Source organism: Streptomyces sp. NPDC004609, assembly GCF_042873655.1.
Lineage (GTDB): Bacteria > Actinomycetota > Actinomycetes > Streptomycetales > Streptomycetaceae > Streptomyces.
The window spans coordinates 66,095-84,862 of record NZ_JBIALS010000006.1; the positions used below are offsets into that span (position 1 = coordinate 66,095).

23 protein-coding genes are annotated in these 18,768 nt (G+C 68.9%); 3 read left to right on the forward strand and 20 right to left on the reverse strand.

Going from position 1 to position 18,768, the window contains the following annotated elements:
- The first annotated feature begins 133 nt into the window (after positions 1 to 133).
- Both coaA and ACFYT4_RS07870 read left to right on the forward strand, forming a co-directional pair.
- Positions 134 to 1,129 (forward strand): type I pantothenate kinase, encoded by a 996-nt coding sequence (gene coaA / locus ACFYT4_RS07865; protein WP_389266390.1) that lies wholly within the window; start codon positions 134 to 136, stop codon positions 1,127 to 1,129.
- Between the two features lie 22 nt (positions 1,130 to 1,151).
- Positions 1,152 to 2,099, forward strand: a complete 948-nt coding sequence (locus ACFYT4_RS07870; protein ID WP_389266391.1) for a DUF389 domain-containing protein — start codon at positions 1,152 to 1,154, stop codon at positions 2,097 to 2,099.
- 274 nt (positions 2,100 to 2,373) lie between these two features.
- On the opposite strand, the gene glmM is transcribed toward ACFYT4_RS07870, so the two are convergent.
- The 4 genes from glmM to ACFYT4_RS07890 all read right to left on the reverse strand — a co-directional run bounded on the left by glmM (position 2,374) and on the right by ACFYT4_RS07890 (position 7,052).
- Entirely contained in the window at positions 2,374 to 3,732 is a 1,359-nt protein-coding gene (gene glmM, locus ACFYT4_RS07875; RefSeq protein WP_389266393.1) for a phosphoglucosamine mutase, read from the reverse strand.
- A 160-nt stretch (positions 3,733 to 3,892) separates the two neighbouring features.
- Positions 3,893 to 4,411 (reverse strand): 30S ribosomal protein S9, encoded by a 519-nt coding sequence (gene rpsI / locus ACFYT4_RS07880; RefSeq protein ID WP_389266395.1) that lies wholly within the window; start codon positions 4,409 to 4,411, stop codon positions 3,893 to 3,895.
- 41 nt (positions 4,412 to 4,452) lie between these two features.
- Complete coding sequence (gene rplM, locus ACFYT4_RS07885; protein ID WP_389266397.1) at positions 4,453 to 4,896, reverse strand: 50S ribosomal protein L13; 444 nt, start codon at positions 4,894 to 4,896, stop codon at positions 4,453 to 4,455.
- A gap of 437 nt (positions 4,897 to 5,333) precedes the next feature.
- Entirely contained in the window at positions 5,334 to 7,052 is a 1,719-nt protein-coding gene (locus ACFYT4_RS07890) for an ATP-binding cassette domain-containing protein (protein WP_389266399.1), read from the reverse strand.
- 55 nt (positions 7,053 to 7,107) lie between these two features.
- Here ACFYT4_RS07890 and ACFYT4_RS07895 point away from each other — a divergent pair, with 55 nt between their 5' ends.
- On the forward strand, positions 7,108 to 8,046 hold the full coding sequence (locus ACFYT4_RS07895; protein WP_389266401.1) for a hypothetical protein: 939 nt from the start codon (positions 7,108 to 7,110) through the stop codon (positions 8,044 to 8,046).
- On the opposite strand, the gene truA is transcribed toward ACFYT4_RS07895, so the two are convergent.
- The 16 genes from truA to rpsH all read right to left on the reverse strand — a co-directional run bounded on the left by truA (position 8,017) and on the right by rpsH (position 18,510).
- Complete coding sequence (gene truA / locus ACFYT4_RS07900) at positions 8,017 to 8,892, reverse strand: tRNA pseudouridine(38-40) synthase TruA (RefSeq protein ID WP_389266403.1); 876 nt, start codon at positions 8,890 to 8,892, stop codon at positions 8,017 to 8,019. The genes ACFYT4_RS07895 and truA overlap by 30 nt on opposite strands.
- Positions 8,893 to 8,965: 73 nt before the next feature.
- Positions 8,966 to 9,481 (reverse strand): 50S ribosomal protein L17, encoded by a 516-nt coding sequence (gene rplQ, locus ACFYT4_RS07905; protein WP_389266405.1) that lies wholly within the window; start codon positions 9,479 to 9,481, stop codon positions 8,966 to 8,968.
- A 241-nt stretch (positions 9,482 to 9,722) separates the two neighbouring features.
- Positions 9,723 to 10,745: a DNA-directed RNA polymerase subunit alpha gene (locus ACFYT4_RS07910; protein WP_010473911.1), complete on the reverse strand. Its 1,023-nt coding sequence runs from the start codon at positions 10,743 to 10,745 to the stop codon at positions 9,723 to 9,725.
- Between the two features lie 222 nt (positions 10,746 to 10,967).
- The gene (gene rpsK, locus ACFYT4_RS07915; protein WP_003956432.1) at positions 10,968 to 11,372 is read right to left on the reverse strand and encodes a 30S ribosomal protein S11; all 405 of its coding nucleotides are present in this window, start codon (positions 11,370 to 11,372) and stop codon (positions 10,968 to 10,970) included.
- 97 nt (positions 11,373 to 11,469) lie between these two features.
- The gene (rpsM, locus tag ACFYT4_RS07920; RefSeq protein WP_389266408.1) at positions 11,470 to 11,850 is read right to left on the reverse strand and encodes a 30S ribosomal protein S13; all 381 of its coding nucleotides are present in this window, start codon (positions 11,848 to 11,850) and stop codon (positions 11,470 to 11,472) included.
- A 196-nt stretch (positions 11,851 to 12,046) separates the two neighbouring features.
- On the reverse strand, positions 12,047 to 12,160 hold the full coding sequence (gene rpmJ, locus ACFYT4_RS07925) for a 50S ribosomal protein L36 (protein WP_003956441.1): 114 nt from the start codon (positions 12,158 to 12,160) through the stop codon (positions 12,047 to 12,049).
- Between the two features lie 66 nt (positions 12,161 to 12,226).
- Positions 12,227 to 12,448, reverse strand: coding sequence for a translation initiation factor IF-1 (infA, locus tag ACFYT4_RS07930; RefSeq protein ID WP_003956442.1), 222 nt, complete (start codon positions 12,446 to 12,448; stop codon positions 12,227 to 12,229).
- A gap of 223 nt (positions 12,449 to 12,671) precedes the next feature.
- Positions 12,672 to 13,508, reverse strand: a complete 837-nt coding sequence (gene map / locus ACFYT4_RS07935; RefSeq protein WP_389266410.1) for a type I methionyl aminopeptidase — start codon at positions 13,506 to 13,508, stop codon at positions 12,672 to 12,674.
- Positions 13,509 to 13,667: 159 nt separating this feature from the next.
- On the reverse strand, positions 13,668 to 14,321 hold the full coding sequence (locus ACFYT4_RS07940) for an adenylate kinase (protein WP_389266412.1): 654 nt from the start codon (positions 14,319 to 14,321) through the stop codon (positions 13,668 to 13,670).
- On the reverse strand, positions 14,321 to 15,640 hold the full coding sequence (secY, locus tag ACFYT4_RS07945; RefSeq protein ID WP_389266414.1) for a preprotein translocase subunit SecY: 1,320 nt from the start codon (positions 15,638 to 15,640) through the stop codon (positions 14,321 to 14,323). The genes ACFYT4_RS07940 and secY overlap by 1 nt, the downstream gene beginning before the upstream one ends.
- A 233-nt stretch (positions 15,641 to 15,873) precedes the next feature.
- Positions 15,874 to 16,329, reverse strand: coding sequence for a 50S ribosomal protein L15 (rplO, locus tag ACFYT4_RS07950; RefSeq protein WP_389266416.1), 456 nt, complete (start codon positions 16,327 to 16,329; stop codon positions 15,874 to 15,876).
- 1 nt (position 16,330) lies between these two features.
- Complete coding sequence (gene rpmD / locus ACFYT4_RS07955; protein WP_006347219.1) at positions 16,331 to 16,513, reverse strand: 50S ribosomal protein L30; 183 nt, start codon at positions 16,511 to 16,513, stop codon at positions 16,331 to 16,333.
- Entirely contained in the window at positions 16,513 to 17,118 is a 606-nt protein-coding gene (rpsE, locus tag ACFYT4_RS07960) for a 30S ribosomal protein S5 (RefSeq protein ID WP_016645168.1), read from the reverse strand. The genes rpmD and rpsE overlap by 1 nt, the downstream gene beginning before the upstream one ends.
- Positions 17,119 to 17,164: 46 nt before the next feature.
- Positions 17,165 to 17,548, reverse strand: a complete 384-nt coding sequence (rplR, locus tag ACFYT4_RS07965; RefSeq protein WP_389266419.1) for a 50S ribosomal protein L18 — start codon at positions 17,546 to 17,548, stop codon at positions 17,165 to 17,167.
- A 3-nt stretch (positions 17,549 to 17,551) separates the two neighbouring features.
- On the reverse strand, positions 17,552 to 18,091 hold the full coding sequence (gene rplF / locus ACFYT4_RS07970; RefSeq protein WP_389266421.1) for a 50S ribosomal protein L6: 540 nt from the start codon (positions 18,089 to 18,091) through the stop codon (positions 17,552 to 17,554).
- A gap of 20 nt (positions 18,092 to 18,111) precedes the next feature.
- The gene (gene rpsH / locus ACFYT4_RS07975; RefSeq protein ID WP_005313538.1) at positions 18,112 to 18,510 is read right to left on the reverse strand and encodes a 30S ribosomal protein S8; all 399 of its coding nucleotides are present in this window, start codon (positions 18,508 to 18,510) and stop codon (positions 18,112 to 18,114) included.
- Positions 18,511 to 18,768 lie beyond the last annotated feature (258 nt).

Here is an 18,768-nt window from a genome sequence, read left to right on the forward strand (position 1 = left end):
CTACGACGGAGCCCGCGGCACACCGGCCAGGCTCGCGTCCGGGCCGGTGCGCATCCCCCGGAGGCGGGGGTCCGGGGGCGGGCGTGACCTAGCACACCCTTCGCGATCGGCCGGGAACGCCGACAATGGCCCTGTGATCACTTCGCCGCCACGAAGCGCCCACCGCCGGGCCGAGCACGCGTCGACGCCGTACGTCGACCTCACCCGCGCGGAGTGGAGCGCCCTGCGCGACAAGACACCCCTGCCCCTCACCGCCGACGAGGTCGAGCGGCTGCGGGGGCTCGGCGACGTCATCGACCTCGACGAGGTACGGGAGGTCTATCTGCCGCTCTCCCGGCTGCTGAATCTGTACGTCCGGGCCACGGGCGAGCTGAGGGGCGCGCTCAACACCTTCCTCGGGGACGCGGGCGGCGGCCAGGGCTCACAGCGCGGCACCCCCTTCGTCATAGGGGTCGCCGGGTCGGTGGCCGTGGGCAAGTCCACCGTCGCCCGCCTCCTCCAGGCCCTGCTGGCCCGCTGGCCGGAGCACCCGCGCGTGGAGCGGGTGACCACGGACGGGTTCCTGCTCCCCATGAAGGAGCTCCAGGCGCGCGGGCTGATGTCGCGGAAAGGTTTCCCCGAGTCGTACGACCGCCGTGCGCTGACCCGTTTCGTCGCCGACATCAAGGCGGGCAAGGACGAGGTCACCGCCCCCGTCTACTCCCATCTGATCTACGACATCGTCCCCGGCGAGCGCCTGACCGTCAGCCGTCCCGACATCCTCATCGTCGAGGGCCTCAATGTGCTCCAGCCCGCGCTGCCGGGCCAGGACGGGCGGACACGCGTGGGACTCGCGGACTACTTCGACTTCTCCGTGTACGTCGACGCGCGGGCCGAGGACATCGAGCAGTGGTACCTCAACCGCTTCCGCAAGCTGCGCGAGACGGCGTTCCAGGACCCCTCCTCGTACTTCCGTAAGTACACCCAGGTCTCCGAGGAGGAGGCCATGGACTACGCCCGGACCATGTGGCGCACCGTCAACAAGCCCAACCTGACGGAGAACGTCGCTCCCACGCGCGGCCGTGCCACGCTGGTGGTGCGCAAGGGACCGGACCACAAGGTCCAGCGTCTGTCGCTGCGCAAGCTCTGACGTCTTCCGAGGAGACGGCCGCGTGCTGCATCTGCGTCTGATCACTCCGTCCGACCGGACCGCCGAAGCGGTCGCTCTCATCGAACGGACCGTGGGCGCCACGCATGTCGCCGTCATTCCGGGGGCGGCCCGCAATCCGCGGGGCGATCTGGTGATGTGTGATGTGGCCCGGGAGGCGGGCGACGAGCTGATCGGGGCACTGCGGGGCCTGGGCATCGACGAATGCGGCTCCATCGCCGTCGAGGACATCGATCTGTCCCTGTCCAGACGGGCCGACAAGGCCGAGGAGGAGGCGCCGGGCGAGGGCGCGGACGCGGTCCTCTGGGAACACCTGGCGGATGCCACACACGAGGAGTCGAAGCTCTCCGCGACCTATATCGCGTTCATGACCCTCGCGACGATGATCGCCGCCTGCGGTGTGGTGCTCGACAACGCGATCCTGATCGTGGGCGCGATGGCGGTGGGTCCCGAGTTCGGTCCGCTGGCCGGGTTCAGTACCGCGCTGGTACGGCGCTCACCCCGGCTCGCCTGGCGCTCGCTCCTGGCGCTGATCGTGGGGTTCGCGGTCGCCATGCTGGTCACGGTCTGGTTCAGCCAGGTCATGACCTGGCTGGATCTCTTCAGCGAGGCGGCCCTGGACGCCACGCGCCCGAACACCAGCTTCATCTACCAGCCGGACGCCTTCTCCTTCGTCGTCGCGGTGCTGGCGGGCATCGCGGGCACCCTGTCGCTGACCTCGGCGAAGTCCGGCGCGCTCGTCGGCGTCGCCATCTCCGTCACCACGGTCCCGGCCGCCGCGAACGCGGCCGTCGCCTTCTCGTACGCCGAGTACCGCCAGGCATGGGGCTCCACCGAGCAGCTCCTCCTGAACCTCCTCGGCATCGTGGTGGCGGGCACGCTGACCCTGCTGGCCCAGAAACTCTTCTGGGCCCGCCACAAGTCCAGGTCCAACGCCGAGGCGCGCGCCTAGGGCTCTCCGCGATCACGGCGTAGTACTTCCCCACCCGAGCCGGTCTCCACCTGGTGACCCGGACGCCGCGTCACCACCGCCACCGGTCCACAGGGCACACGGCGGAACAGGGCCGTCGATCGTGACGCCGTCCCCGGTCACCGACTGCGGCACAACGCGCCGCGGCGGAGCCCCCGGATGCGGCCGAGCCCCGTACGACACCTGTCGTACGGGGCTCACCGGCTCCCCGGGCCGGGCCGGGGCCGCATGGGACCACGCCGCCCCGGGAAAAACGTCAGCCCAAGGTCGACTTCACCGCGTCGGCCAGCCGCTCCGCCACCGCACGCGCCTGCTCGATGTCCGCGGCCTCCACCATCACCCGTACCAGGGGCTCCGTGCCCGAGGGGCGCAGCAGCACCCGGCCGGTCGCACCGAGCTCCCGCTCCGCCTCCGCCACCGCGCTCGCGAGGTCCGCCGAGGTGTGGACCCGGGATTTGTCGACGTCGGGGACATTGATCAGAACCTGCGGCAGCCGCTCCATCACGGCCGCCAGCTCCGCCAGGGGCTTGCGGGTGGCCGCGACACGCGACGCCAGCAGCAGACCGGTCAGCGTGCCGTCACCGGTCGTCGCGTGGTCGAGGACGATCACATGACCGGACTGCTCACCGCCGAGCGCGTACCCGTTCTCCTTCATCGACTCCAGGACGTAGCGGTCACCGACCGCCGTCTGGACCAGTTCCACCCCCGCCCGCTCCATGGCGAGCTTGAAGCCGAGGTTGGACATCACGGTCGCGACGACGGTGTTGCCCCGCAGCGTGCCCGCCTCCCGCATCGCGAGCGCCAGCACCGCGAGGATCTGGTCGCCGTCGACCTCCTCGCCGGCCGCGTCGACGGCCAGACAGCGGTCCGCGTCACCGTCGTGGGCGATCCCGAAGTCCGCGCCGTGCTCGACGACCGCGGCCTTCAGCAGCTCCAGGTGCGTCGACCCGCACCCCGCGTTGATGTTGAGCCCGTCCGGCTCGGCGCCGATCGTGACGACCTCCGCCCCGGCCCGCGTGAACGCCTCCGGCGACACCCGTGCCGCCGCGCCGTGCGCCTCGTCGAGGACGACCTTCAGCCCGTCGAGCCGGTGGGGCAGCACACCGACGAGGTGGGCGACGTACTTCTCGAAGCCCTCGTCGTAGTCCGTCACCCGGCCGACCCCGGCCCCCGTCGGCCGCGCCCACGGCTCACCGGTGCGGTGCTGCTCGTACACCGCCTCGATCCGCTCCTCCAGCTCGTCGGCGAGCTTGTGCCCACCGCGCGCCAGGAACTTGACGCCGTTGTCCGGCATGGCGTTGTGACTCGCGGAGAGCATCACTCCGAGGTCGGCGCCCAGCTCGGCGGTGAGATACGCGACCGCCGGGGTGGGCAGCACCCCCACCCGCAGGACGTCCACGCCCGCGCTTGCGAGACCCGCCACGACGGCGGCCTCCAGGAACTCTCCCGACGCACGCGGATCTCGCCCGACCACGGCGGTCGGCCGATGCCCTTCAAAGCTCCCCGCCTCGGCGAGCACATGTGCCGCGGCGACCGAGAGGCCGAGCGCCAGCTCCGCCGTCAGATCCGCGTTGGCGACACCGCGCACGCCGTCCGTGCCGAAGAGTCGTCCCACAACCGTCCTCCGAAAATGTTCCGTGATGCTCCGAAAATGCAAGCCCGTGAATGGCTCATGCCCGGTCCACGACCAAATCCTGTTGTGGAAAAACGTACGCCCCGGCAGCACGGAACAGTGCCGCCGGGGCGTACGTACAGAGCAGAACCTCGCAGGCGATTTAGCGCTTGCTGTACTGCGGGGCCTTGCGGGCCTTCTTCAGACCGGCCTTCTTGCGCTCGACCGCACGGTCGTCGCGGCTCAGGAAGCCGGCCTTCTTCAGCGGGCCGCGGTTGTTGTCCACGTCCGCCTCGTTCAGCGCGCGGGCCACGCCGAGGCGCAGGGCGCCGGCCTGGCCGGAGACGCCGCCACCCGCGATACGGGCGATGACGTCGTAACGGTTGTCGAGCTCCAGCACCTTGAAGGGCTCGTTGACTTCCTGCTGGTGCACCTTGTTGGGGAAGTAGTCCTCAAGGGTGCGACCGTTGATCTTCCACTTGCCGGTGCCCGGAACGATCCGGACGCGGGCGATGGCGTTCTTGCGGCGGCCCAGGCCGGCGGCCGGCTGGGGGTCGCCGAAGCGGGACGCGAGGGACTCGGAGGTGTACTCGCCCTCGACGGGCGTCTCCGACTCGAAGGTGGTGACCTCCGCGTAGGTCTCTTCGCCCTCGACAGGGATCTCGGTGGTGGTCTCGGCCACGATGCTCCTCAGATTCTTTTCGTCTTAGGGGGTGGCCGGACTTACTGCGCGACCTGGGTGATCTCGAACGGAACCGGCTGCTGGGCAGCGTGCGGGTGGTTCTCGCCCGCGTAGACCTTCAGCTTCGAGAGCATCTGACGGCCCAGGCTGTTCTTGGGGAGCATGCCCTTGACGGCCTTCTCCACGGCCTTCTCGGGGCTCTTGGCGAGCAGCTCGTCGTAGCGGACGGAACGCAGACCACCCGGGTAGCCGGAGTGGCGGTACGCCATCTTCTGGGTCCGCTTGTTGCCGGACAGGTGCACCTTCTCCGCGTTGATGATGATGACGAAGTCACCAGCGTCGACGTGAGGGGCGTAGATCGGCTTGTGCTTGCCCCTCAGAAGGGTGGCGGCGGTCGTCGCCAGACGGCCCAGGACGATGTCCTGCGCGTCGATGATGTGCCACTGGCGCGTCACATCGCCGGGCTTGGGGCTGTACGTACGCACGGTCGTAGCCTTCGCTTCTTCAGTGAGTGGGACTCCCCCTGCCCGTACGGACATGGGAAGCGGGTCCTGACAAGGCCACCCGGACGATCACGACAGCCCTGGCCGTGCATCGGGGACGCAACCCGTGCACCTGCCGCTGGTCATCGGCCCGGTGGACCGGCGTAAGGGCCCCTCACGTGAGATAGAGCAAGCCAATACGCATAACGAAGCAGCAGCTTACCCGGGCCGCGCCGGGCGGGTCAAAAAAGGCCCGGGACAGCGCCCTCCCCGGCCCCGTATCCCGTCCGGGCCCTGTCCGGAACCCGCCGCCACCCGGTCCCGGGCACTCCGGCCGGGGGACCGTCCGAAACCCGCCACCGTCCGCCCCCGGGGCGCTCCGGCCGGTCCGCCCGGGTGATCCACGGCGCGGCGGGCGGCCGGGGCTCCGACGACACGGCCTAACGGGCCCGCACCACCCTCCGCTCGTCCCAGACCGGCTCCGCGCTCTCCCGTACGACACCGTCCGAGCCGAAGACGAGGTACCGGTCGAAGGAGCGGGCGAACCAGCGGTCGTGGGTCACCGCGAGAACCGTGCCCTCATAGGCTTCCAGGCCGTCCTGGAGCGCCTCCGCGGACTCCAGGTCGAGGTTGTCCGTGGGCTCGTCCAGAAGCAGCGCCGTGGTGCCCCGGAGCTCCAGCAGCAGGATCTGGAAGCGCGCCTGCTGGCCGCCGGACAGCCTGTCGAAGCGCTGGTCGCCCTGGCGCTCCAGCTCGTAGCGGCGCAGCACCGACATCGCCCCGCCCCGGTCCTTCGCGTGCTCGGTCCACAGGATGTCGACGAGGGTGCGGCCCAGCAGCTCGGGGTGGGCGAGGGCACCTCCTGTGCCCGGAGGGCCATGGGTGGGATCTTCCACGCCCGGAGGACTATGGGTGGGGGCACCTCCCATGCCCGGAGGGCTATGGGGGAGGGTCTGCGCGAAGTGCCCGGGAACCACCCGCGCGCCCAGCTTCCAGGACCCGGTCGCGGCGACCGACCCGTCCCCCGCCAGCAGCCGGAGGAAGTGTGACTTCCCGGAGCCGTTGGACCCGAGGACGGCGACCCGCTCGCCGTAGAAGACCTCCAGGTCGAACGGTTTCATCAGACCGGTCAGCTCAAGCTTCTCGCAGGTCAGCGCCCGCACCCCGGTACGCCCGCCGCGCAGCCGCATCCGGATGTCCTGCTTGCGGGGCGGCTCCGGGGGCGGCCCCGCCTCGTCGAACTTCCGCAGCCGGGTCTTCGCGGCCTGATAGCGCGATGCCATCTCGTCGCTGCGGGCCGCGTACTGCTGCATGTCCAGCACCAGCCGCTTGAGCTGGGCCCGCTTCTCGTCCCAGCGCCGCCGCAGCTCCTCGAAGCGCTCGAACCGCTCCGCGCGCGCCGCGTGATACGTACCGAAACCGGCTCCGTGCACCCAGACGTCCGACCCGGCCGGGCTCGGCTCCACGCTGACGATCTTCTCGGCCACCCGTGCGAGCAGCTCCCGGTCGTGGGAGACGAAGAGCACGGTCTTACGGGTCTCCTTGAGCCGCTCCTCCAGCCACCGCTTGCCGGGCACGTCCAGAAAGTTGTCCGGCTCGTCGAGCAGCAGCACCTCGTCCGGGCCGCGCAGCAGCGCCTCCAGCGCCAGCCGCTTCTGCTCACCCCCGGACAGCGTCTGCAGCCCGCGCCACTGCGCCTTCTCGTACGGCACACCCAGCGCGGCCGTGGTGCACATGTCCCAGAGCGTCTCCGCCTCGTAACCGCGCGCCTCCGCCCAGTCACTCAGCGCCTGCGCGTACCGCATCTGCGCGGCCTCGTCGTCCACCGTCATGATCAGATGCTCGGCCTCGTCCACGGCCCGGGCGGCCTCCCGCACCCGGGCCGGGGCCAGCGAGACCAGCAGGTCCCGTACGGTCCGCTCGTCCCGCACCGAGCCGATGAACTGGCGCATGACCCCGAGACCGCCGCTGGACGACACCGAGCCGCCGTGCGGCCGCAACTCCCCCGCGATCAGCCGCAGCAGCGTGGTCTTGCCCGCGCCGTTGGCCCCCACCAGGGCGACCACGGCGCCTTCGCCCACCCGGAACGAGACATCGCCGAGCAGCACCCGCCCGTCCGGCAGGTAGTACTCAAGATGTGCGGCTTCGAGGTGTCCCATATTCCGATTCTGACGGCCGGGGCCGCCCGGGCCCAACAGGTTTAGGATTCGCGGCATGAGCTTTGGGCAGGGGGGACCTCAGTGGGGGTCCGGAGGTGGCCAGAACCATGACCCGTACGGGCGGGACCCGTACAGCTCCCGTCAGGGCGGAGGCGGCTGGGATCCCTTCGGCCCGCCGGGCGGGCCGTCGGGCGACACCCCCGACTGGGCGGCCCTCGCGGACGCCTCCGCCGCCCGCGCCCGCCGCAAGCGCTGGCTGATGCTGGGCGGCGGCGCGCTCGCGACCGCCGCGATAGCGGGGATCGTCGCGACGGCGATCGTCTACTCCAACAGCGACGACGACCCCCAGGGCTCCCGGAACGCGGCGAACGAGCTGCCCGGCCCCCTGCCCAGCGGCTCCGGCGCGCCCGAGCCGTCGTTCTCCTCGGTCGCGCCGCTGCCCCCGCCGAACCCGAAGGACTTCATCTCCGACGAGAAGAAGGACACCGCGCCCCTGAGCGTCGACACCCTCTTCCCCGGCAAGACGCTCACCCTGGGCGACCGGGTCTACGCCAAGGGCGCGACCTCCCGTACCGGCACCTGCTCGTCGGCGGCCCAGGGACGGCTGTCCACGGTCCTGGAGAGCAACGGCTGCGACCAGGTCTTCCGCGCCACCTACAGCAAGGGCGGCCTCGCGGTCACCGTCGGCGTCGCGCTCTTCGGCACCGAACCCCAGGCGAAGAAGGCCGCGCGGACGTCCCGGAACATCGCCCCGCTCACCGGCGCGGGCGTCCCCTCGTTCTGCAAGGGCGGCCCGGTCTGCCGTTTCACGGCCAACTCCTACGGCCGGTACGCCTACTTCACCGCCACCGGCTACACCACGGCCACGTCGGTCACCACCAACGACACCAAGGCGTTCCAGATCGGCGACGACGTCGCGGAGTTCACCTTCCGTCAGATCGTGCGCCGCGGCGAGGCCCAGGCGTCAGCAGCAGCCACCGCCCCCGCCGGCTGACCCGGCCACCGGCAGCGACCGCTTGTTGCGCGCCTCCAGATTCCGCGCCGCCAGCAACTCGTCCGCGGGATAACCGACTTCCTCCAGCGTGAGCCCGTGCGGCCGGACGACGTGGACGGCCGAGTCCCGGACCCCCGCGGCCAGCACCTTCGCGGGCCACTCCACCGGGCGGTGCCCGTCCCCCACGAACAACAGCGCGCCCACGAGCGAGCGCACCATGTTGTGGCAGAAGGCGTCGGCCCGCACGGTCGCCGTGATGACCCCGGCCGCGTCCCGCTCCCACGAGAACCGCTGGAGCGTACGGATGGTCGTGGCGCCCTCGCGCTTCTTGCAGTACGCGGCGAAGTCGTGCTCCCCCACCAGACGCCCGGCCGCCGCGTTCATCGCGTCGACGTCCAACGGCCAGTCGTGCCACAGGACATGGCGCCGCAGCAGCGGGTCGACCCCACCGGGGTCGTCGCTCACGCGGTACGCGTAGCGCCGCCAGATCGCCGAGAAACGCGCGTCGAACCCGTCGGGCGCCGGTGCCACCCGCCAGATCCGCACATCGCGCGACAGCCGCCCGGCGAGCCGCTTCAGCAGCTTCTCCCGGTGCTCGGCCCAGACCTCGCCCGGCAGATCGACGTGCGCCACCTGGCCGCGCGCGTGGACGCCCGCGTCGGTGCGGCCGGCGACGGTCAGCTCATACGTCCGCGACGACCTCGTCACCGTACGCAGGGCGTCCTCGATCTCCCCCTGGACGGTGCGCCGCCCGCCGGCCTGCTTGGCCCAGCCGGAGAAGTCCCGCCCGTCGTACGACAGATCCAGCCGCAGCCTCACCGTGCCCGGCTCCACGTCATCACTCATGTACCGATCCCTATCAGCACAACGGGCCCGCTCCCCAGGGGAGCGGGCCCGTCCACCAGCCTTGCGAACGCGATCAGGCGTTCTTGGACTCCTCGGCGGCCTCGGCGGCCGGCTTGGCGTCCTCGGTGGGAGCCGCGTCCTCGACGGGCGCGGCCTCCTTCTTGAGGGCGTCCTCCTTGACCGCGCGCTTCGCGGCGGCCTCGGCCTCGGCGACGGTGGCCTTCTTGGCGATCTCGCCCTCGACCAGCTCGATCACGGCCATCCGGGCGTTGTCACCACGGCGGTTGCCGATCTTGGTGATACGGGTGTAGCCACCCGGACGCTCGGCGTACCGCGGGGCGATCTCGGTGAAGAGCGTGTGAACGATGCCCTTGTCCGTGATCGTCTGAAGGACCAGGCGACGGTTGTGGATGTCGCCCTTCTTCGCCTTGGTGATCAGGCGCTCGGCGACCGGACGCAGGCGGCGGGCCTTGGCCTCGGTCGTGGTGATGCGGCCGTGCTCGAACAGCGACTTCGCGAGGTTCGCGAGAAGCAGCCGCTCGTGCGCGGCGCTGCCGCCCAGTCGGGCACCCTTGGCGGGCTTCGGCATGGTGTTTCTCCTTGTGTGCTGCACCGGCCGTACCAGGTACCGGTGTCAGTTCCCCCGGAGCGGCTGCCCCGGGAAAGTCATTGAGTCCGCGCCGCGGCCAATCCCAGCCCGGGCCCGGGAAACCCAGCCCAAGCCCGGGAAACCCAGCCCAAGCCCGGGAAACCCAGCCCGTCCGGCGCTTGAGGACAAAACCTCGCGCCCGGCCGGGGCGAACTCACCGCCCACCCCAGCCGGAGGCGCCTCAGTACTGCTCGGTCTCCACGAATCCCGCATCCGCGTCGTCGTCCGCGCCGAACGCGTCCGCCGCGGCGGTGGGGTCGAATCCGGGCGGGCTGTCCTTGAGGGCCAGGCCCATGCCGGCCAGCTTCGCCTTGACCTCGTCGATCGACTTGGCACCGAAGTTGCGGATGTCGAGCAGGTCCGCCTCGGAGCGGGCCACCAGCTCGCCCACCGAGTGGATGCCCTCGCGCTTGAGGCAGTTGTAGGAGCGGACCGTGAGCTCCAGCTCCTCGATCGGCAGCGCCAGATCCGCGGCCAGCGCGGCGTCCGTCGGGGACGGGCCCATGTCGATGCCCTCGGCGTCGATGTTCAGCTCGCGCGCGAGACCGAACAGCTCGACCAGGGTCTTTCCGGCGGAGGCCATGGCGTCACGGGGACGCATCGCCTGCTTGGTCTCGACGTCGACGATCAGCTTGTCGAAGTCGGTGCGCTGCTCGACACGGGTCGCCTCGACCTTGTACGTGACCTTGAGCACCGGGGAGTAGATGGAGTCGACCGGGATCCGGCCGATCTCCTGGCCCAGCTGCTTGTTCTGCACGGCGGAGACGTAGCCGCGACCGCGCTCGACGGTCAGCTCCATCTCCAGCTTGCCCTTGCCGTTGAGCGTGGCGAGGACGAGGTCGGGGTTGTGCACCTCGACACCGGCCGGGGGCGCGATGTCGGCTGCGGTGACCAGGCCCGGGCCCTGCTTGCGCAGGTACATCACGACCGGCTCGTCGTGCTCCGAGGAGACGACCAGCTGCTTGATGTTCAGGATCAGGTCGGTGACGTCCTCCTTGACGCCCGGCACGGTGGTGAACTCGTGCAGGACGCCGTCGATACGGATGGACGTGACCGCCGCACCCGGGATCGAGGACAGGAGGGTACGGCGGAGAGAGTTGCCGAGGGTGTAGCCGAAGCCCGGCTCCAGCGGCTCGATGACGAACCGGGAGCGGTACTCGTCGACTACCTCTTCGGTCAGCGAGGGACGCTGAGCGATCAGCATGCGAAGAATCCTTCAGTCGGGGGCGCCCGCTATTTGACGCCCGACATATGTCTTACAAGGGTACGGGCGGTACGTCCCGAATGGGGCCGCACCGCCCGAATACTGTGGAGCCGAGCGAACGTCAGACGCGACGGCGCTTCGGCGGACGGCAGCCGTGCTGCGACATGTGGGGGACAACCCCCACACCCCCAGCAGGTCAGCCGCCCCGTGCCCAGCCCTGCCTCAGACGCGACGGCGCTTCGGCGGACGGCAGCCGTTGTGCGGCGTGGGGGTGACGTCCTGGATCGAACCGACCTCAAGGCCCGTGGCCTGGAGGGAGCGGATCGCGGTCTCACGGCCGGAGCCGGGACCCTTGACGAAGACGTCGACCTTGCGCATGCCGTGCTCCTGCGCGCGACGCGCGGCCGACTCGGCGGCCATCTGCGCGGCGAAGGGGGTGGACTTGCGCGAGCCCTTGAAGCCGACGTGGCCGGCGGAGGCCCAGGAGATCACGTTGCCGGAGGGGTCGGTGATCGAAACGATGGTGTTGTTGAACGTGCTCTTGATGTGCGCGTGGCCGTGAGCGACGTTCTTCTTTTCCTTGCGGCGCACCTTCTTGGCAGCGCCCTGACGACCCTTGGGGGGCATCTATATCTCCTACGGGAGGTGGTCGGTCCTACAGCGAAGACCGCTGGCTGTGCGGGCCCGGGGTCGCCCCCGGCATTCCCGCAGCGTCCGCTGAGGACTACTTCTTGCCCGGCTTCTTCTTACCGGCGATGGCGCGACGCGGGCCCTTGCGGGTACGGGCGTTCGTGCTGGTGCGCTGACCGTGGACGGGCAGACCGCGACGGTGCCGCAGACCCTGGTAGCAGCCGATCTCGACCTTGCGGCGGATGTCGGCCTGGATCTCGCGGCGGAGGTCACCCTCGGTGCGGAGGTTGGCGTCCACGTACTCGCGGATCTTGACCAGGTCCTCTTCGGCCAGGTCACGAACGCGGGTGTCGGGGTTCACGCCGGTCGAGGCGAGGATCTCCTTGGACCGGGTACGCCCGATACCGAAGACGTAGGTGAGTGCGATCTCCACACGCTTTTCGCGCGGGATGTCGACACCGGAAACGCGTGCCATGCAATGGCTCCTGTGTGTTCGGGGGTCTTCAGCAGAACCGTTCCCGACCGCCGACCGCTCGGGAAGCGGTGGTACGTCCGGGTCCCCGGCCCCCGCCGGAGGTGTCGCCGGCCCTTGCGGGCTGGGCGGGCTCTGCGTATGTACGTATGCGTTGCTTGCGTCGCGCGAAGTACTGCGAGGTGCAGGTCGGCGTGCGTCAGCCCTGGCGCTGCTTGTGGCGCAGGTTGTCGCAGATGACCATGACCCGGCCGTGGCGGCGGATCACCTTGCACTTGTCGCAGATCTTCTTGACGCTCGGCTTGACCTTCATGGGATGTGAGGTTCTCCGGGTCAGTGCCAACGCCCGTCCGCGGACCGCGGGGGGCGTGGACAAGATCTACTTGTACCGGTAGACGATCCGGCCACGCGTCAGGTCGTACGGAGACAGCTCCACGACGACCCTGTCGTCCGGGAGGATCCGGATGTAGTGCATCCGCATCTTGCCGGAGATGTGCGCGAGGACCTTGTGACCGTTCTGAAGCTCCACCTTGAACATGGCGTTCGGGAGGGACTCGATCACGGTGCCCTCGATTTCGATGGCACCTTGCTTCTTGGCCACGCTTCGCCCTTCGAATCGGCTACCTTGATCGACTCTCGTCACTGTGCGCCACTTAAATACGGACACACGGGTACACGAGAGCCGACGCATCAGTCTACGTCAGGCCATCCGAAAAGACGAATCCAGCAAGTCTGCCCCATCGGGAAGATCGTTACGCCCCGGACATACGGAGAGGCCCCCGGGATCGGCCGGCCGGCGGGCGCGCCCACGCGCCCGCGCGGGGCTACGCGAGCGGATCGGGGGCCGCCGTGACACCGAGCTCGGCGAGCTTCGCCCGGCCGCAGTCGGGCGAGGTGAGGACCAGCGGGCCCTCCTCGGTGAGGGCGACCGAGTGCTCCCAGTGCGAGGACCACGTGCCGTCGGTGGTGATGACGGTCCACTCGTCCTCCAGCACCTTGGTCTTCGGCGTACCGAGGGAGACCATCGGCTCGATCGCGAGGCAGAAGCCGGGGACCAGCCGGGGGCCCTTGCCGCGCTTGCGGGAGACGTAGTTCAGCAGGTGGGGTTCCATGTGCATCTCGGTGCCGATGCCATGGCCGCCGTACTCCTCGATGATCCCGTACCGGCCGCCGCCGGGCTTCGGCTGGCGGCGGATGTACGTCTCGATGGCGCGGGAGACGTCCACCAGCCGGTTGCCCGCCTTCATGGCGGCGATCCCGGCCCACATGGACTCCTCGGTCACCCGGGACAGCTCGACCAGCTCCGGAGCGTGCCCCCCGCCGACGAAGACCGTGTACGCCGCGTCCCCGTGCCAGCCGTCGATGACCGCGCCCGCGTCGACGGAGATGATGTCACCGTCCGTGAGGACGGTCGCCTCGTCCGGGATGCCGTGGACGACGACATCGTTCACGGAGGTGCAGATCGTGGCGGGGAACCCGCCGTATCCGAGGAAGTTCGACTTGGCGCCATGCTCGGCGATCACCTTGCGGGCGACCTCGTCGAGGTCCTTCGTGGTGGCGCCGGGTACGGCGGCCGCGCGGGTCGCCGCGTGGATCGCGGCGACGACCAGCCCGGCCTCGCGCATCTTCGCGATCTGCTCCGGGGTCTTGATCTGCACCATGGCCCTGCCTGCCCCTCTTCGCGGCTCGCCCGCCGCCGCTCTCACGCAGGAGGTCGCCCTCCGCTGTCGTTCTCGATTATCCGCTGCCGGGACGGGCCCGCCTCACGCGGACGGCCGCGATGTCCGGGAGGACACCGCGGCCGTACTCGGTCCGGGGTACTACTTCTGCACCTTCAGCGCTGCCATCGCGCGCCCGGTGACGTCCTCCACCTTGCCGAGCGCGGAGATCGTGACCACGAGGCCCTGGCCCCGGTAGTAGTCGATGATCGGCTCGGTCTGGGTGTGGTAGACCTCCAGGCGCTTGCGCACGGTCGCCTCGGAGTCGTCGTCGCGCTGGTACAGATCGCCGCCGCAGGTGTCGCAGACACCCTCCGTCTTCGGCGGCGCGTACGTCATGTGGAAGACATGACTGGAGTCGTTCCGGCAGATGCGGCGGCCCGCGATCCGCTTCACGACCTCGTCCTCGGGGACCTCCAGGTCGAGAACCGCGTCCAGCGTCATGCCCTCGGCCTTCAGCGTCGCGTCGAGCGCCTCGGCCTGCGAGACGTTGCGCGGGAAACCGTCCAGCAGGAAGCCGTTCACGGCGTCCGGCCGTTCCATCCGGTCCTTCGCCATCGCGATCGTGACCTCGTCCGGAACCAGCTCACCGGCGTCCATGTAGGACTTGGCCTTCCGACCGAGGTCGGTGCCTTTGCTGATGTTGGCGCGGAAGAGGTCGCCCGTGGAGATGTGGGGGATCGAGAGGTTCTCGGCAAGGTACGCGGCCTGCGTTCCCTTGCCGGCACCGGGTGGACCGACGAGGACGATTCTCATCAGCGGAGGAACCCTTCGTAATTGCGCTGCTGGAGCTGGCTCTCGATCTGCTTCACGGTCTCCAGACCCACACCCACGATGATGAGGATGCTCGTCCCGCCGAACGGGAAGTTCTGGTTCGCGCCTCCGAAGCCCGCCAACGCCATCGTCGGAACAAGAGCAATCAGACCCAGGTACAGCGAGCCCGGCCAAGTGATCCTGTTGAGCACGTAGCTCAGATACTCGGCTGTAGGACGACCAGCCCGGATACCCGGGATGAAGCCACCATACTTCTTCATGTTGTCCGCGACTTCCTCGGGGTTGAACGAGATGGCCACGTAGAAGAAGGCGAAGAAAACGATGAGGAGGAAGTAGGTGATGATGTAGTAAGGGTGATCGCCCTTGACCAGGTAGTCGTTGATCCACGTCTTCCACGTCGAGGTGCCGCTGGAGAACTGCGCCACCAGTGCCGGGATGTAGAGCAGCGACGAAGCGAAGATGACCGGGATCACACCCGCCTGGTTCACCTTCAGCGGGATGTACGTGGAGGTGCCGCCGTACGACCGGCGCCCGATCATCCGCTTCGCGTACTGCACCGGAATACGGCGCTGGGCCTGCTCGACGAAGACGACGAGGGCCACCATCACGAAGCCGATGAGAATGACGGTGCCGAACTCGATCCAGCCCTTGGCGAGCGTGCCGCTCTCCTTGATGGCCCACAGGGCGCCGGGGAAGCCGGCGGCGATCGAGATGAACATCAGGATCGACATTCCGTTGCCGATGCCGCGGTCGGTGATCAGCTCACCGAGCCACATGACGGCGGCGGTGCCCGCGGTCATCGTGACGACCATCACGACGGTGGTGAAGATCGACTGATCCGGCACGATCTGGTTGCCGACCGAGCAGCCCTGGAACAGCATGCCGCTGCGGGCCGTCGCCACCAGGCCGGTGCCCTGGAGCACCGCGAGCGCGACCGTCAGATACCGGGTGTACTGGGTGATCTTCGCGGTGCCGGACTGACCCTCCTTCTTGAGGGCCTCCAGCCTCGGGATGACGACGGTCAGCAGCTGCAGGATGATGCTCGCCGTGATGTACGGCATGATGCCGAGCGCGAAGATGGTGATCTGCAGCAGCGCGCCACCGCTGAACATGTTCACGAGGCCGAACAGGCTGTTGTTGCTCTTCGACGCCTGGTCGACACAGATCTGCACATTCCCGTAGTCGATTCCCGGAACCGGGATGTGCGACCCGAGTCGGTAGAGCACGATGATGGCGAGCGTGAAGAGCAGCTTCTTGCGCAGGTCGGGCGTCTTGAACGCTCGGGCGAACGCGGTGAGCACGGTGCCTCCTGCGACCCCCGCGCTACTGCGTCAGAGGTGACGGTCTTGAGGTTCGACGAATAGGTAATCAGCAAACCGCGCGGTCCCGGTGGAAGCGGACCGGACGGGGTCGTTCACAGCAGTGGACGCCACCTTACCGGCGACGGTGCCACCCTTGGAACGACCAACCGGGGATGCCCCTTTTGGGAGGCATCCCCGGTCGGTTGTTTCAGCCTTCAGCCACTGAACTCGTCTCAGACCAGCTCGGTGACGGTGCCGCCGGCGGCGGCGATCTTCTCCTTGGCGGAGCCGGAGACGGCGTCGACCGTCACCTGCAGCGCCACGGAGACCTCGCCCTGGCCGAGGACCTTGACAAGGTGGTTCTTGCGCACCGCACCCTTGGCGACCAGATCGGCCACCGTGACCTCGCCACCCTCGGGGTAGAGCGCGGCCAGCTTGTCCAGGTTCACGACCTGGTACTCGGTACGGAACGGGTTCTTGAAGCCCTTGAGCTTCGGGAGACGCATGTGGAGGGGCATCTGCCCGCCCTCGAAGCGCTCCGGAACCTGGTAGCGGGCCTTGGTGCCCTTGGTGCCACGACCAGCGGTCTTACCCTTGGACGCCTCACCACGACCCACACGGGTCTTGGCGGTCTTGGCGCCCGGGGCAGGACGGAGGTTGTGGACCCTCAGCGGCTTGTTCTCCGCCATGTCAGTCGACCTCCTCGACCGTGACGAGGTGGCGGACGGTGTGCACCATGCCGCGGAACTCGGGACGGTCCTCCTTGACAACCACGTCGTTGAGCTTCTTCAGCCCGAGCGAACGCAGGGTGTCGCGGTGGTTCTGCTTGCTGCCGATGTACGACTTCGTCTGCGTGATCTTGAGGCGGGCCATTACGCACCCGCTCCCGCACGCGCACGGAGCAGGGCCGCGGGGGCCACGTCCTCCAGAGGCAGACCGCGGCGGGCCGCGATCTCCTCGGGACGCTGGAGGCCCTTGAGGGCCGCCACGGTCGCGTGCACGATGTTGATCGCGTTGTCGGAGCCGAGCGACTTCGACAGGATGTCGTGAACGCCGGCGCACTCCAGGACGGCGCGCACCGGGCCACCGGCGATCACGCCGGTACCGGGGGAAGCAGGCTTGAGCAGAACGACGCCTGCGGCCTTCTCGCCCTGGATGGGGTGCGGGATGGTGCCCTGGATACGGGGGACCTTGAAGAAGTGCTTCTTGGCCTCCTCAACACCCTTGGCGATGGCGGCCGGCACCTCCTTGGCCTTGCCGTAACCGACACCCACGGTGCCGTCACCGTCGCCCACCACGACCAGCGCGGTGAAGCTGAAGCGACGACCACCCTTCACTACCTTGGCGACGCGGTTGATCGCGACGACGCGCTCGACGTACGCGGTCTTCTCGGCGGCGGCTGCGCCACCGTCACGGCCCTTCCGGTCCCGCCGCTCGCCGCCACCGGCACCGCCTCCGCGGCGCTGGGGTCCAGCCATTGGAATTACCTCTCTCTGTTACGTCCGCTAGCTCCGGAACCGGGGCTTAGAACTTCAGCCCGGCTTCGCGGGCGGCGTCGGCCAGAGCGGCAATCCGCCCGGCGTACTGGTTGCCACCGCGGTCGAACACGACGGCCTCGACACCAGCGGCCCTGGCGCGCTCGGCGACGAGGGCGCCGACCTGCTTGGCCTGGGCGCTCTTGTCACCCTCGCCACCGCGGATCGAGGTGTCCAGGGTCGACGCCGACGCGAGCGTGTGGCCCGCGATGTCGTCGATGACCTGCGCCACGATGTGGCGGTTGGAACGCGTCACGACCAGGCGCGGACGCTCCGGCGTACCGGAGATGCGCTTGCGGACGCGGATGTGGCGGCGCTTGATGGCGGCGCGCTTGTACGCGTCGCCCTTGGCGATCTTCACACCGTATGCCATGGCTTACTTGCCCGCCTTTCCGACCTTGCGGCGGATGACCTCGCCCGCGTACTTGACGCCCTTGGCCTTGTACGGGTCGGGCTTGCGCAGCTTGCGGATGTTCGCGGCGACCTCGCCGACCTTCTGCTTGTCGATGCCCTCGACCGAGAACTTGGTCGGCGACTCGACCTTGAAGGAGATGCCCTCGGGCGCCTCCACCAGGATCGAGTGGCTGTAACCGAGCTGGAACTCCAGGTTGGAGCCCTTCGCGGCGACGCGGTAACCGACACCGCTGATTTCGAGCGCCTTGGTGTATCCCTGGGTCACACCGGTGATCATGTTCGCCACCAGCGTGCGGGACAGGCCGTGCAGGGCCTTGTTCTGACGCTCGTCGTTGGGACGGGTGACGTTGAGAACGCCGTCGTCGCCCTTCACGATCTCGATCGGAGCCGCGACGGTGTGGGTGAGGGAGCCCTTGGGACCCTTCACCGCGACCGTGCGGCCGTCGATGGTGACGTCCACACCGGCGGGAACCTGGATGGGGAGCTTGCCGATACGCGACATTGCTTTTCCTCCGTTCCCGACTACCAGACGTAGGCGAGGACTTCCCCACCCACGCCCTTCTTCTGTGCCTGCTGGCCGGTCAGGAGGCCGTGGGACGTGGAGATGATCGCCACGCCGAGGCCGCCGAGAACCTTGGGCAGGTTGGTGGACTTCGCGTACACACGCAGACCCGGCTTCGAGATCCGCTTGATGCCCGCGATGGAGCGCTCACGGTTCGGCCCGAACTTGAGCTCCAGGACGAGGTTCTTGCCGACCTCGGCGTCCTCGACCTTCCAGCCCGTGATGAAGCCCTCCTGCTGGAGGATCTCCGCGATATGCGACTTGATCTTGCTGTGCGGCATCACCACGGAGTCGTGGTACGCCGAGTTCGCGTTACGCAGACGCGTCAGCATGTCTGCGATGGGATCAGTCATGGTCATGAATTGGCCTTCGGCCTCTCTCGCCGGGGTTTCCTGTATGCGCCATCCCTCTCCCCACACAGGGGCGGGACGGGTGCGGCGCGGGGACCTACGGCGTAGTAAGTCGTCTGGGCGGCGGGGGCCCAACCCTCCAAGCCTAAGCCATGGAGCGCCGGGCTCCCGCCAACCCTCTGCTTACCGAGAGCTTCGGGTAATCCCCGATCCGACACGGTCACCCGGAGGCCGCCCGCGAGGGGCGGTGACCGGGTGACGAGTGGA

Bases quoted from the DNA above. Each gene is read 5' to 3' on its own strand.
- ACFYT4_RS07890 (WP_389266399.1), bottom strand. From the start codon at position 7,052: ATGGGACACCTCGAAGCCGCACATCTTGAGTACTACCTGCCGGACGGG.
- ACFYT4_RS07895 (WP_389266401.1), top strand. From the start codon at position 7,108: ATGAGCTTTGGGCAGGGGGGACCTCAGTGGGGGTCCGGAGGTGGCCAG.
- truA (WP_389266403.1), bottom strand. From the start codon at position 8,892: ATGAGTGATGACGTGGAGCCGGGCACGGTGAGGCTGCGGCTGGATCTG.
- rplQ (WP_389266405.1), bottom strand. From the start codon at position 9,481: ATGCCGAAGCCCGCCAAGGGTGCCCGACTGGGCGGCAGCGCCGCGCAC.
- ACFYT4_RS07910 (WP_010473911.1), bottom strand. From the start codon at position 10,745: ATGCTGATCGCTCAGCGTCCCTCGCTGACCGAAGAGGTAGTCGACGAG.
- rpsK (WP_003956432.1), bottom strand. From the start codon at position 11,372: ATGCCCCCCAAGGGTCGTCAGGGCGCTGCCAAGAAGGTGCGCCGCAAG.
- rpsM (WP_389266408.1), bottom strand. From the start codon at position 11,850: ATGGCACGCGTTTCCGGTGTCGACATCCCGCGCGAAAAGCGTGTGGAG.
- rpmJ (WP_003956441.1), bottom strand. From the start codon at position 12,160: ATGAAGGTCAAGCCGAGCGTCAAGAAGATCTGCGACAAGTGCAAGGTG.
- map (WP_389266410.1), bottom strand. From the start codon at position 13,508: ATGGTGCAGATCAAGACCCCGGAGCAGATCGCGAAGATGCGCGAGGCC.
- ACFYT4_RS07940 (WP_389266412.1), bottom strand. From the start codon at position 14,321: ATGAGAATCGTCCTCGTCGGTCCACCCGGTGCCGGCAAGGGAACGCAG.
- rplO (WP_389266416.1), bottom strand. From the start codon at position 16,329: ATGGCGGAGAACAAGCCGCTGAGGGTCCACAACCTCCGTCCTGCCCCG.
- rpmD (WP_006347219.1), bottom strand. From the start codon at position 16,513: ATGGCCCGCCTCAAGATCACGCAGACGAAGTCGTACATCGGCAGCAAG.
- rpsE (WP_016645168.1), bottom strand. From the start codon at position 17,118: ATGGCTGGACCCCAGCGCCGCGGAGGCGGTGCCGGTGGCGGCGAGCGG.
- rplR (WP_389266419.1), bottom strand. From the start codon at position 17,548: ATGGCATACGGTGTGAAGATCGCCAAGGGCGACGCGTACAAGCGCGCC.
- rplF (WP_389266421.1), bottom strand. From the start codon at position 18,091: ATGTCGCGTATCGGCAAGCTCCCCATCCAGGTTCCCGCCGGTGTGGAC.
- rpsH (WP_005313538.1), bottom strand. From the start codon at position 18,510: ATGACCATGACTGATCCCATCGCAGACATGCTGACGCGTCTGCGTAAC.